Source organism: Streptomyces sp. HmicA12, from assembly GCF_000373565.1.
Classification (GTDB): Bacteria; Actinomycetota; Actinomycetes; order Streptomycetales; family Streptomycetaceae; genus Streptomyces.
Map to the genome: position 1 here is coordinate 114,899 of NZ_KB891808.1, position 13,102 is coordinate 128,000.

Consider the following 13,102-nt stretch of genomic DNA (forward strand, 5'->3'; position numbering starts at 1 on the left):
AGGCCCCCTCGTCGTCACAGATGAGGCACTCTCCCGATGTGCCGCACCCCCCTGGGAAACGAAAGTTGAGTCATCGCGGTGAACGGCCGCGAGAAGCGCACCGATCGTCACCAGGGAGACGAGATGTTCGAGTACGAGATGCACCAGGTCCGCGCCGCCGAACTCGTCCGCGAGGCCGACGAGTACCGGCTCGTCCGCGCCGCCCGTGAGGCCCGCAAGGCCCGCAAGGCACGCGGTGGTTCCGAAGGCCAGGACACCGAGGGGCGGGTGAGTACCCACAGCCCGCGCCGGTCGCGGTTCGCCCGCACGGCATGAGCGCCGCGCCCCGGTCCGGGGGAGTGGGGAGAGGGGAGGACGGCGTGTCGGCCGGCCTCCCCTTCCCGCTGCTCGGAGCGGAAAACCGTGCCGTGCTGTCGGACCCGTGTGCGATGCTCGGCGCTGTGGAGACCAGGTCTGTCAGCCCGGTGTTCGTCGGCCGCGCCGACGAACTGGGCATATTGCACACCGCCCTCGCCCGCGCCGCCGACGGCGAGCCCCAGGCTCTGCTGCTCGGCGGGGAGGCCGGGGTCGGCAAGACGCGACTCGTCGAGGAGTTCGCCGCGGCCGCCTGCGAGCGGGGTGCCGTCGTCGTCACCGGCGGCTGCGTCGAGATCGGCGCCGACGGGCTGCCGTTCGCGCCGTTCTCCAGCGCCCTGCACGCGCTGCGCCGCAGGCTGACCGACGCGTTCGACGCGGCGGCGGCCGGCCGCGAGGACGAACTCGCCCGCGTGCTGCCGGAGTTGCGCGATCTGTCGGCGCCCGGCATCCGGCCCGGCGAGCGCGGGGACGAGGGCGCCACGGCCCGGCTCTTCGAACTCACCGCACGCCTGCTCGAACAGGTCGCCGCCGAGCACCCGGTGGTGGTCGTCCTCGAAGACCTGCACTGGGCGGACGCCTCCACCCGCCACCTGCTCTCGTACCTCTTCCGCACCCTGCGCACCGGCCGCCTCACCGTCGTCGCCACCTACCGCGCCGACGACGTGCACCGCCGCCACCCGCTGCGCCCCCTGCTGGCCGAGCTCGACCGGCTGCGCACCGTCACCCGCATCGAACTCGGCCGCCTGACCCGCGACGAGGTCGCCCGCCAGATCGCCGGCATCATCGCCGCCGAACCCGAGCGGTCCCTGGTCGACGACATCTACCACCGCTCCGACGGCAACGCGTTCTTCGTGGAGGAGCTCGCCGTCTCCGCCGCCGAGGGCTGCGCCACCGGGCTGACCGACTCCCTGCGCGACATCCTGCTCGTGCGCGTCGAATCACTGCCCGAGGCCGCCCAGCGCGTCGCCCGGCTCTGCGCCGAGGGCGGCTCCACCGTCGAGTACCCGCTGCTCGCGGCCGTCGCCGGGCTCGGCGAGGACGCCCTCATCGAGGCACTGCGCGCCGCCGTCGGCGCCAACCTCCTGCTCGCATCCCCGGACGGAGACGGCTACCGCTTCCGGCACTCCCTGGTCCGCGAGGCGGTCAGCGACGACCTGCTGCCCGGCGAGCGCTCCCGCATCAACCGCCGCTACGCGCAGGCCCTGGAGGCCGATCCGGCGCTGATCCCCGCCGAAGCCCGCGTCATGCGCCTGGCCACGTACTGGTACCACGCCCATGACCCCGCCAAGGCCCTGCCGGCCGTGCTCGACGCGTCCGTGGAAGCCCGCCACCGGCACGCCTACTCCGAGCAACTGAGGCTCCTGGAGCGGGCGATGGAACTGTGGGACGGAGCGCCGGAGGACGTCCGCGCCGACCTGCGCATGGGCACCTACGTGCAGTCGTACCGCGCCTGCGGCTGCGAGCCCGCCGAGACCCGCCTCGACTACCTCGACATCATGGCCGAGGCCACCGTCGCGGGCCGGCTGTGCGGCGAGCGGGAACGCGCACTGAAGATCAGCAAGCGCGCCCTCAGGATCCTGGACGAGGCCGCCGCGAAGGGCGAGGGCGACCCCCTGCTCGCCGCCTGGTTCTGGCTCCAGCGCTCCCGGAGCATCTCCCACATCGGCCGCGGCGACGGCTGGGAGGAGATCGCCCGGGCCCAGGAACTCGTCCGCGGCCTGCCGCCGTCGGCCGTGCACGCCGAGGTCCTCGCCAACGCGGCGGCCTGGGGCATGCTGCACACCCCGGGCCCCGATGCCCTCGCCGACGCCGAGCGCGCCGTCGAGTACGCCCGCATGGTCGGCGACGAGGAGACCGAACTGCACGCCCGGCTCATCCTCGGCGGCCTCCTCGTCGACTCCGGCTCCGTCGACGAGGGCTTCGCCGAGATGTACGCCGTCCGCGAGCGCTCCGTCGTCCTCGGCCTGATGTCCCGGATCAGCAACGTCCACGTGAACCTCCCCTCCCACCTGGAGAGCTCGGGCCGCTCCGCCGAAGCCGTCCGCATCTGCGACGAGGGCATCAAGGTGTGCCGCCGCCACGGACTGACCGACACCAAGGCCTGGATCCGCGGCAACAAGGCGGAGTCGCTCGTCTCGCTCGGCCGCTGGGACGAGGCGGTGAAGGCGGCCGAATGGACCCGCCGCTCCGCCCTGAGCGACAAGCCGCGCGGCACCTCGTGCACTCAGCTCGCCGCGGTCGCCATCGGCCGGGGCGCCTTCCAGGAGGCCGCCGACCGGCTCGCCGACGCACGCACGTCCTTCGGCACGCACGACCCGCAACCGCAGCACGACCTGCCCATGGCCCACCTCACCGTCGAGCTCGCCGCCGCCCAGGGCCGGCCGCTCGACGCCCGCGCCGAACTCGACCGCCTCGTCACCGCCGGGCTGCCGCCCGCCATGCAGCAGCGCTACACCTGGCCGCTGCTGCGCGCCGCCGCGCAGGCCGAGGCCGACGCCCGCGGCCTGCCCGCCGCCGACGCCGAACGCGCCGAGGCCGTCGCCCGCATCCGGGACACCGCCAAGCTCCAGGCCACCCCGGTCCCGGTCTGGCACGCCTACGAGCAGTGGGTGCGCACCGAACTCCTGCGCGCCGAGGGCCGCGACACCCCCGGCGACTGGGAGACCACGGTCACCCTCCTCGAACCTCTCGACCGCCCCTACGACCTGTCCCGCGCCCGGCACCGCCTCGCCGAGTCCCTCCTCGCCCGCGCGGAGGCGGACGACCGCGACCGCGCCACCGAACTGCTCCGCCTCGCCGCGGCCGTCGCCGACCACCTCGGCGCCCGCCCGCTCGCCGAGTCCGTCGCCCTGCTCGCCCAGCGCGCCCGGATCGGCCTCACCCGCGACGTACCCCGGCCGGGCGCCCCGGCCGACCCCGCCGAGGAGTTCGGCCTGACCAGCCGCGAGCGCGACGTCCTGCGCCTGGTCACCGCGGGCCGCAGCAACCGCCAGATCGCCGAGGAGCTCTTCATCTCCCCGAAGACCGCCAGCGTCCACGTCTCCAACATCCTGGCCAAGCTGGGCGTCGCCGGCCGCGGCGAGGCGGCGGCCCTGGCCCACCGCCTCCGCCTCGTCCCGTCGGTCAGCGCCTGAGGCCTCGGTCGGGCCCTCCCGTACGCTGGACGGAAGGCTCGGCCCGGCCACGCGAGGGAGACATCGTGTTCAACATGTTCGAGGAGATCTTCGCGCCCGGCCGCAAGCACACCGACGACGAGCGCAAGCGCCTGGAGCTGACCCGCGTCGACCTGAACGACGGCGATCCCGGCCACGGCCCGATAGATCTCACCTCGGGCACGGTCGTCGTCCGCCTCCCCGCACAGCCGGGGCCGGACGAGGACGGCTCCGGCCCGGACGCCGGCGAGCTCAGCTGACCTTCAGCTCCAGGATCCGGTCGTCCCCCTTCTCCGGCGTCCCCCGCGTGTCCGTCTCGCTCGTCACCAGCCACAGCTTGTCGCCACCCGCCGCGACCACGGTGCGCAGCCGGCCGTACTTCCCCTCCAGGAACGCCTGCGGATCGTGCGCCGCCTCGGTGCCGTCCAGCGGGACGCGCCACAGCCGCTCGCCCCTGAGGCCCGCCATCCAGATCGAGCCCTTCGCGTAGGCGATCCCGCTGGGCGAGGCGTCCCCGGTGCGCCACTGGGCGATCGGGTCGTGGTACTCGGAGCCGCCGCTCCTGCCTTCCGCGTCGGGCCAGCCGTAGTTGTCGCCCGCCACGATGTTGTTCAGCTCGTCCCAGGTGTCCTGGCCGAACTCCGAGGCCCACAGCCGCTTGTCCTCGTCCCAGGCCAGGCCCTGCACATTGCGGTGGCCGTAGGAGTAGACCGGGGAGTCGCCGAACGGATTGCCCGGTGCCGGCTGCCCGTCCGGGGTCAGGCGCAGGATCTTGCCGCCGGGGGACTTCCTGTCCTGCGCCAGCTCGGTGTGGTACGTCTCGCCCGTGCCCACGTACAGCAGGTCGTCCGGGCCGAACGCGATCCTGCCGCCGTTGTGGTTCGTGCCCTTGGGGATGCCCTTGAACACCGTGTCCGGCGCGCCCAGTTGTTCACCGGCCGGCTTCTTCTCGTCGTAGAGCATCCGCGCGATGCGGTTGTCCGACTCCGTCGTGAAGTACGCGTAGACCAGGTGGTCGGAGGCGTAGTCGGGGGAGAGCGCGATGCCGAGGAGGCCGCCCTCGCCGGCCGGGGCCACCCCGGGCACCGAGCCGAGCTCCGTCTTCTTCCCCGTCTCGGTGTCGACCCGGGTGATCGTCCCCTCGTCGCGGGACGAGACCAGCAGGCCGCCCTCGGACAGCGGGGCCAGACCCCACGGTGACTTGAGCCCCTCCGTCACCGTGCGCACGACGCTCACCGAGCCCTTCGCCGGTGGCACGGCGCCCGACTTCCCCGCCGGCCCGGAGGCGGTCGCGCCGGGCGTGCGCGACGCGGGCGTCTTGGTGGCTTCGCTCGGCTGCCCGTCGCCGCCCGAGGAGCACCCGGTCGTGAGCAGGAGCGCGGCACAGGCGGCCACGGCCCACGCGGGCCGCACAGCTGGACGATGCACGATCAGGTCCCTTCGACGCGAGGTTCGCGAGGTTCTCCTGTTCATACACCGCCCGCCCCGCCCAGGTTCCCGATCTCCGCGCACGGATTCCGCGCGGTGCGCGAAGACTTCCCGCCGTCAGTCCCAGGACCCCTGCGCCGCCGGAAGCCCCGCTATCTCCGCCAGGTCGGCGTCCGTCAGCAGCAGTTCGGCCGCCGCCGCGTTCTCGGCCGCCCACCGCTCGTGCTTCGCACCCGGCACCGGAACCACGCTCGTCCCGCGCGCCAGGACCCAGGCGAGCGCCACCTGCGCCGGTGTCACGTCCGCGCCGTGTCGCGCCGCGACCCGCCGCAGACCCGCCACGACCGGCTGGTTCGCCGCCATCATCTCCGCGGTGAACCGCGGGTGCCGGGCCCGTACGTCGTCCGGCTCGAAGCCCTGCCCTGGGGTGAGCGTCCCCGTCAGGAAGCCGTTCCCCAGCGGCATCGCCGCCAGGAACCCGACCCCGCGCGACGTGCACCACGGCAGCAGCGCCTCCAGCGCCTCGGGGGACCACACCGACAGCTCGGCCATCACCGAGCTCACCGGGAACACCTGCTGGATCCGCTCCAGCTGCCGAATCGTTCCGGCGTGCAGCCCGCCCCGGCCGTCGCGGCGCGCGGCCCGGGCACCCACCGCGCACAGGCCGAGCGAGCGCACCTTGCCCGCGCCCACCAGCTCCGCCATCGCGCCCCAGGTCTCCTCGACGGGCACCTCGGGGTCGGCGCGGTGCAGCTGGTACAGGTCGATGACGTCCGTCTGCAGGCGTCGTAGCGACGCGTCGCACGCCCGCTTCACGTAACCGGGACGGCCGTTGGCCACGATGTGCTGCTCGCCGACGAGCAGCCCCACCTTCGTCGACACGAACGCGTCCGCGCGCCGCTCCTTCAGGACCCGGCCCAGCAGCAGCTCATTGGTGAACGGGCCGTACATGTCCGCCGTGTCGAGCAGCGTGCTTCCCCGGTCCAACGCGGCGTGCACGGTGCGCAACGACTCCTCGCCGCGCTGCCGCGAGCCGGTGTACGCCCAGCTCATCGGCATGCAGCCGAGTCCGACCGCGCCCACCTCGAGTGCCGCCGCGCCGATCGCCTTGCGCTTCACGTGCCCGTGACCCTCCCTGGCCCTCCCCGGCCCTACGTACTGAGGCCCCCAACCTAACCTCTGCACGTCCGGGGCTCTGACATAGCCTCCTGACCATGACTGGTGATGTATGGCTCCCGTTCCCCGCCGACGAGGTCCCCGGGCTTCCTGAAGGGCTCAACTACCGCTTCTGGAACGGGGAACCCGACTACCCCGCCGACCCGGAGGACTGCGCTTACTACGTCGTCCCCTACATGAAGGGCGCCGAGGTCGCCGTGCGTCCCCTGCCGCGGATGACGTCCGTGCGCGCGGTCCAGACACTTTCGGCGGGCGTGGACCACGTACAGGGCGGTCTCAAGTACCTGCGCCCCGGCGTGCAGTTGTGCAACGCGCGCGGGGTGCACGACGCCAGCACCGCCGAGCTCGCGCTCACCCTGATCCTCGCCTCCCTGCGCGGCGTCCCCGACTTCGTGCGCGGCCAGGACCGCGGCGAGTGGCGCTCCGGGTTCCGCCAGGCGCTCGCCGACAAGAACGTGCTCATCGTGGGGTACGGAGCCATCGGCGCCGCCATCGAGGACCGGCTCGTCCCCTTCGAGGTCGCGCGGGTGGCACGCGTCGCGCGCTCGGCCCGCACGACGGAGCGCGGCCCCGTGCACGCCCTCGCCGATCTTCCCGGTCTGCTGTCGGAGGCCGACGTCGTCATCGTCGTCACCCCGCTCACCGAGGACACCCGCGGCCTGGTCGGAGCCGACTTCCTCGCGCGGCTCAAGGACGGCGCGCTCCTCGTGAACGTCGGGCGCGGACCCGTCGTCGACACGAAGGCCCTCCTCGCGGAGCTGGAGAGCGGCCGGATCCTTGCGGCCCTGGACGTCACGGATCCCGAACCGCTGCCCCGGGAGCACCCGTTGTGGCAGGCTCCGGGAGTGCTCATCTCTCCGCACGTCGGCGGACCCACCTCCGCCTTCCTGCCCCGCGCCAAGCGGCTGCTCGCCGCCCAGCTGAACCGGTTCGCGGCGGGGGAGGGGCTCGACAACGTCGTACTCACCGTCAGCTGACACCAGTTGACCGGTGTCCCGGTGGTCCCACGGTCAACTTCCGTGCGGCCGCCCGCCGTTGGGCGCTGACGCTCCGCGCCCGTCCGGCTGCACCCTGTGCCGCCATCGTCGCTGGTCGTCACTGAGAGTAGAGGAACTATGTCCCTGAGTGACGAGACTGGTGTATCGTCCCGACTGGGGCAGCGCCGCTCGGCAACACGCGGCGCCGGGGAAGAGTGACGGACTGCGAGGGGGGCGACGGGCGATGCATGGCCTATGGGCGAACGATCCGACGCGGCGGGGCCGCCGACGGCTGGTCTGTCGGTCCTCACACACACCCATGCACGGGCGAAGTCCCGGCTGCCGCAGAAGTCATGCCTACCGGAGCGGGCCGCGCAGCGGCCGCCGGAGGCATCCGCACACCGGGCAGGGCAAGCGGGACACGGGGGCAGCCCGACGGACCGAGGCGGCCCGGTGACTGTCAAGGCGGCGGCGACCGCCGCTCTGGGCACTCCATTGAGCGCCGGGGGACCGGTGCCCGCCCGCGCCCCTGAGCGCGGGAGCGGTGCGGGGCCGCAGCTGGTCCTCGTCGTGCTGTGCGCGGGATACGCCATCGGCTCCGTGCTCGGCTGGGGCTCCGACCGGATCGCCCTGTTCATGGGCGACTTCGGTCTCAGCGTGGCCGCCGCCACCGCCGCTGTCTCCAACTTCCTGTACGCGCGCAGACGGCGCAGCCGTTTTCGACCCGCCTGGCTGCTCTTCGCGTTCTCCTCCCTCATGGCGTCGCTGGGCAACGGCGTGTGGGGGTGGTACGAGGTCATCCTGCACGAGCCCGTGCCGAGCCCGAGCCTCGCCGACCTGTTCTTCCTCTGCTTCGCGCCGCCCGCCATCATCGGCCTGCTCGTCCTCGCCAAGAGGCCCATGACGAAGGCCGGCTGGATCTGCCTCGCGCTCGACGCCTGGCTGATCGCCGGCTCCCTGATCACGCTGTCCTGGAGCCTCGCCCTCGCGCACACCGCCGAGTTCGAGGGGCAGAGCGTCAGCAGAACCGCGCTCTCGCTCGCCTACCCGCTGCTGGACATCGCGCTCGTCAGCATGGTCCTCGCCCTGCACTTCCGGCGCTCGCCCGGCAACCGCACGGCGGTGAACACCGCGATCGGCGCGCTCGCCCTCACCGTGCTGTGCGACGCCCTGTTCACGTCGCCGCTGCTGCACGCCACGTACCGCTCGGGGGAGATCCTCGACGCGGGCTGGTTCGCCGGTTCGCTGCTCATGGCGTACGCGCCGTGGGTGGGGGGCCGCGCCGCGGCGGCCCAGGAGGAGCATCCCGCGGGCACCGGCCTGCGCTACCAGGTCAGCTACACCCGGCCCATCTCGGGTTCGCTGGCCGCGCTCACGCCGTATCTGGCCGCCGCCGTCTGCACGTTGGGGATCCTCTACAACGTCCTGAACGGCCACAGCGTCGACCGGATCGTCCTCTTCACGGCCTGCACGGTCGTCCTGGCCCTCGTCGTGCGCCAGGGCATCATGCTCCTCGACAACATCACGCTGACCCAGGAACTGGCCCAGAAGGAGAACCACTTCCGCTCCCTGGTGCAGGGATCGAGCGACGTCATCATGATCGCCGCGCCGAACGGGATCCTGAGGTACGTCAGCCCGGCCGCCGCCGGGGTCTACGGACGCGACGCGGAAGAGCTCGTCGGGTCCGAACTCGCCTCGATCATCCACCCCGAGGACCTCGGGCGCGTGGTGCACGAAGTGCGCAGGTTCCTCGCCGCGAGCCAGGTGGAGGAGCCCACCACCCGTATCGAATGCCGCTTCCGGTCCGGCACCGGAGCCTGGTTGAACGTGGAGTCCACGATCAACCGCCACCACGGCGGCCTGATCCTCAACAGCAGAGACGTCACCGAACGGGTACGCCTCCAGGCGCAGTTGCAGCACAACGCCGAGCACGACCCGCTCACCGACCTGCCCAACCGGGCGCTGTTCACCAAGCGGGTCAGCCAGGCCCTGACCGGACGGCGGGCCACCGACCGGGGCACCGCCGTGCTCTTCATCGACCTCGACGGCTTCAAACAGGTCAACGACACGATCGGCCACCAGGCGGGCGACGAACTGCTCGTGCAGGCGGCAAGAAGGCTGGCCGACTCCGTACGTTCCGGAGACACCGCGGCTCGTCTCGGCGGTGACGAGTTCGCGGCACTGATCGTCGGCGACGGAGGCCGCGACCACACCGCCCGGGAGCAGCACATCTACGAGCTGGCCGACCGTCTGAGGATCGCGCTGTCGCAGCCGTACTCGATCGACGGGAACGACAACGTGCGGGTGGCGGCCTCCATCGGCGTCGCCTTCGCCGAGCCCGACGTCACGGCCGGCGAGCTGCTGCGCAACGCCGACCTGGCGATGTACCGCGCCAAGGCGGCCGGCAAAGGGCGCGTAGAGCTGTACGCGCCACAGATGCAGGCCGACGTCGTACGGAAGGCGGAGCTGGCGACACGGCTGCGCACGGCGCTGCACGACGGCGAGTTCGCGCTGCTGCACCAGCCCGTCGTCTCGCTCGACGACGGCCGGATCACGGCGGTCGCCGCTCAGGCGAGATGGCGCTCGGCGCAGGGCATCCTGTTCACGCCCGCCGAGTTCCTGCGGGTGGCCGACGACAGCGAGCGCACCGCCGAGCTGGGGCGCTGGATGCTGGAGGAGGCCGTCGAGCAGGCCGCCGAGCGCGGGCACAGCGGACACGCGACGCCGGTCGCGGTGCGGATCACGGCCCGCAGACTGCTCGACCGCGCGATGCCGCTCGGCTCCATCGAGGCGCTGCTCACCCGGCACGGGCTGCCGTCCGGCGCGCTCGTCATCGAACTCGCCGACAGCGACCCGAGAGTGCCGCTGGACGAGCTGGAGCGGCGCCTGACAGCACTGCGGAGGCTGGGTGTCCGGATCGCGCTGGACGGATTCGGCAGCGGCTATGCGGCCATCACGGCGCTGCGCCGCCTCCCCGTCGACGTACTGAAACTGGACAGGTCGCTCGTCGAGGGAGTCGTCGAGTCGGCGCGCCTGCACAAGATCACCAGCGGGCTGCTCAGAATCGCCGGCGATCTCGGGCTCACCTCGGTGGCCGACGGCGTGGACCTGCCCGAGCAGGTCGTCGCGCTGCGGGCGATGGGGTGCACGCACGGGCAGGGCATGGCGTTCTCCGGACCGCTCGACGAGTACCGGCTCAGGCGTGCCCTGGCCTCGGGGGAGTACCCCGTGCCCATGGGTCCCGCCGAACCGGTGTTCGCGGGTGCACCGGGCCTGCGCTCACATAATGAGACTCCCGTCCCACCCACTTGACAGTGACTGTGCGCCGGGGGGAGGGTCAGTGCCATGCGCACCCGAATTCTCGTACTTGGAAAGCGCGTCGGCTGAAGCTGGGACGACCGGTAAGGACACCGGAAACCCAGCGACCGCACCCGGCGCGCTCCCCTCGCTTGCCTCACGGCACGAGGGGTTTTTTGTTGCACCGGCACAGGACGCACCCTCGCAAGACCCTGCACAACCCTCGCAAAAACCCTCAGCATCGAGAAGAGAATGCCGATGACCGAGCAGGCCACCGGGGCCCACCATCCGCAGCCGCGGCCCCGTTCCGGAGGACAGCAGTCCGCCCCCGTCGAGCACGTCACGGGTGCGAAGTCCCTCATTCGCTCGCTTGAGGAGGTCGGGGTCGACACCGTATTCGGCATCCCCGGCGGCACGATCCTTCCCGCGTACGACCCGATGATGGACTCGACGCGCGTCCGGCACGTGCTCGTCCGTCACGAGCAGGGTGCGGGGCACGCCGCCACCGGCTACGCGCAGGCCACCGGCAAGGTCGGGGTGTGCATGGCCACCTCGGGCCCGGGTGCGACGAACCTGGTGACGCCGATCGCGGACGCGATGATGGACTCCGTCCCGCTGGTCGCGATCACCGGCCAGGTCGTCTCCAAGTCGATCGGCACGGACGCCTTCCAGGAGGCGGACATCGTCGGCATCACGATGCCGATCACCAAGCACAGCTTCCTCGTCACCAAGGCCGAGGACATCCCGAAGGCGATCGCCGAGGCGTTCCACATCGCCGCGACGGGCCGCCCTGGACCGGTCCTGGTCGACATCCCCAAGGACATCCTGCAGAAGCAGACCACGTTCACCTGGCCGCCGCAGCAGGACCTGCCCGGCTACCGCCCGGTGACGAAGCCGCACGCCAAGCAGATCCGCGAGGCCGCGAAGCTGATCACCAGCGCGAAGCGCCCCGTCCTGTACGTGGGTGGCGGCGTCATGAAGGCCCGTGCCACCGCCGAGCTGAAGGTCCTCGCCGAGCTCACCGGAGCGCCCGTCACCACCACCCTGATGGCGCTCGGTTCGTTCCCCGACAGCCACCCGCAGCACGTGGGAATGCCGGGCATGCACGGTGCGGTCACCGCCGTCACCGCGCTGCAGAAGGCCGACCTGATCGTCGCCCTCGGCGCCCGCTTCGACGACCGCGTCACCGGCAACCTGGACAGCTTCGCGCCGTTCGCGAAGATCGTCCACGCCGACATCGATCCGGCGGAGATCGGCAAGAACCGCGCCGCCGACGTGCCGATCGTGGGCGACGCCCGCGAGGTCATCGCCGACCTGATCCAGGCCGTGCAGAAGGAGCACAGCGACGGCCACCAGGGCGAGGCCGCCAAGTCGCGGTACGCGGCCTGGTGGAAGGACCTCAACCGCTGGCGCGACACCTACCCGCTCGGCTACGACCAGCCCGCGGACGGCTCGCTGTCCCCGCAGCAGGTCATCGAGCGGATCGGTCAACTCGCCCCCGAGGGCACGATCTTCGCCGCGGGTGTCGGACAGCACCAGATGTGGGCCGCGCACTACATCCAGTACGAGAAGCCGGCCACCTGGCTGAACTCGGGCGGCGCCGGCACCATGGGCTACTCGGTCCCCGCCGCGATGGGCGCCAAGGCCGGCGCCCCGGACCGGGCCGTCTGGGCGATCGACGGCGACGGCTGCTTCCAGATGACCAATCAGGAACTGACCACCTGCGCCCTGAACAACATCCCGATCAAGGTCGCCATCATCAACAACGGCGCCCTCGGTATGGTCCGCCAGTGGCAGACGCTGTTCTACAACCAGCGCTACTCCAACACCGTGCTGCACGCCGGCCCGGACGGCGAGACCCCGCCCAACAAGGGCACCCGCATCCCGGACTTCGTGAAGCTGTCCGAGGCGATGGGCTGCTACGCCATCCGCTGTGAGCGCCCCGAGGACCTCGACAAGTGCATCGAGGAGGCGAACTCGATCAACGACCGCCCGGTCGTGGTCGACTTCATCGTCCACGAGGACGCCATGGTGTGGCCGATGGTCGCCGCCGGCACCTCCAACGACGAGATCATGGCCGCCCGGGACGTCCGCCCCGACTTCGGCGACAGCGAAGAAGACTGAGAGCCGCAGGAGAAGGAACCTCACCATGTCCACCAAGCACACGCTCTCCGTCCTCGTCGAGAACAAGCCCGGTGTCCTCGCCCGGATCACCGCCCTCTTCTCGCGCCGCGGCTTCAACATCGACTCGCTCGCCGTCGGCGTCACCGAGCACCCCGACATCTCCCGCATCACCATCGTGGTGAATGTCGAGGACCTGCCGCTCGAACAGGTCACGAAGCAGCTCAACAAGCTGGTCAACGTCCTGAAGATCGTCGAGCTGGAGCCCGGCGCGGCCGTCCAGCGCGAGCTGGTGCTCGCCAAGGTCCGCGCCGACAACGAGACGCGCTCGCAGATCGTCGAGATCGTCCAGCTCTTCCGCGCCAAGACCGTGGACGTCTCCCCGGAGGCCGTCACCATCGAGGCCACCGGCTCCAGCGACAAGCTGGAGGCGATGCTCAAGATGCTGGAGCCCTTCGGCATCAAGGAGCTCGTCCAGTCCGGGACGATCGCCATCGGCCGCGGCTCGCGCTCCATCACCGACCGGAGCCTGCGCGCACTCGACCGCAGCGCATAACGCGTCGTACCACCTCTCGCATAGCGAGACCCGAAAAC

9 protein-coding genes are annotated in these 13,102 nt (G+C 71.7%); 7 read left to right on the top strand and 2 right to left on the bottom strand.

Features of this window, described 5'->3' with window-relative positions:
• Positions 1-123 precede the first annotated feature (123 nt).
• The 3 genes from B072_RS0117675 to B072_RS0117685 all read left to right on the top strand — a co-directional run bounded on the left by B072_RS0117675 (position 124) and on the right by B072_RS0117685 (position 3,769).
• Positions 124-315: a hypothetical protein gene (locus B072_RS0117675; protein ID WP_026245966.1), complete on the top strand. Its 192-nt coding sequence runs from the start codon at positions 124-126 to the stop codon at positions 313-315.
• Positions 312-3,491, top strand: coding sequence for a helix-turn-helix transcriptional regulator (locus B072_RS0117680; RefSeq protein WP_086020363.1), 3,180 nt, complete (start codon positions 312-314; stop codon positions 3,489-3,491). The genes B072_RS0117675 and B072_RS0117680 overlap by 4 nt, the downstream gene beginning before the upstream one ends.
• Before the next feature lie 65 nt (positions 3,492-3,556).
• Positions 3,557-3,769, top strand: coding sequence for a DUF6191 domain-containing protein (locus B072_RS0117685; protein WP_020573023.1), 213 nt, complete (start codon positions 3,557-3,559; stop codon positions 3,767-3,769).
• Here the strand turns inward: B072_RS0117685 and B072_RS0117690 are convergent.
• Entirely contained in the window at positions 3,762-4,943 is a 1,182-nt protein-coding gene (locus tag B072_RS0117690; RefSeq protein WP_202538518.1) for a PQQ-dependent sugar dehydrogenase, read from the bottom strand. The genes B072_RS0117685 and B072_RS0117690 overlap by 8 nt on opposite strands.
• A 111-nt stretch (positions 4,944-5,054) precedes the next feature.
• Positions 5,055-6,056, bottom strand: coding sequence for an aldo/keto reductase (locus B072_RS0117695; RefSeq protein WP_018531293.1), 1,002 nt, complete (start codon positions 6,054-6,056; stop codon positions 5,055-5,057).
• 95 nt (positions 6,057-6,151) lie between these two features.
• Here B072_RS0117695 and B072_RS0117700 point away from each other — a divergent pair, with 95 nt between their 5' ends.
• From B072_RS0117700 to ilvN, 4 genes are all read left to right on the top strand, one after another.
• Positions 6,152-7,090, top strand: a complete 939-nt coding sequence (locus B072_RS0117700) for a 2-hydroxyacid dehydrogenase (RefSeq protein ID WP_018531294.1) — start codon at positions 6,152-6,154, stop codon at positions 7,088-7,090.
• A 255-nt stretch (positions 7,091-7,345) separates the two neighbouring features.
• A complete protein-coding gene (locus B072_RS0117705; RefSeq protein WP_026245968.1) occupies positions 7,346-10,402 on the top strand; it encodes a putative bifunctional diguanylate cyclase/phosphodiesterase in 3,057 nt (1,018 codons plus the stop codon).
• A 243-nt stretch (positions 10,403-10,645) separates the two neighbouring features.
• Positions 10,646-12,511 carry an acetolactate synthase large subunit gene (locus B072_RS0117710; protein ID WP_026245969.1) on the top strand — a complete coding sequence of 622 codons (1,866 nt, stop codon included), beginning with the start codon at positions 10,646-10,648 and terminating at the stop codon, positions 12,509-12,511.
• 25 nt (positions 12,512-12,536) lie between these two features.
• Entirely contained in the window at positions 12,537-13,064 is a 528-nt protein-coding gene (gene ilvN / locus B072_RS0117715; protein ID WP_018531297.1) for an acetolactate synthase small subunit, read from the top strand.
• Positions 13,065-13,102: the final 38 nt, after the last annotated feature.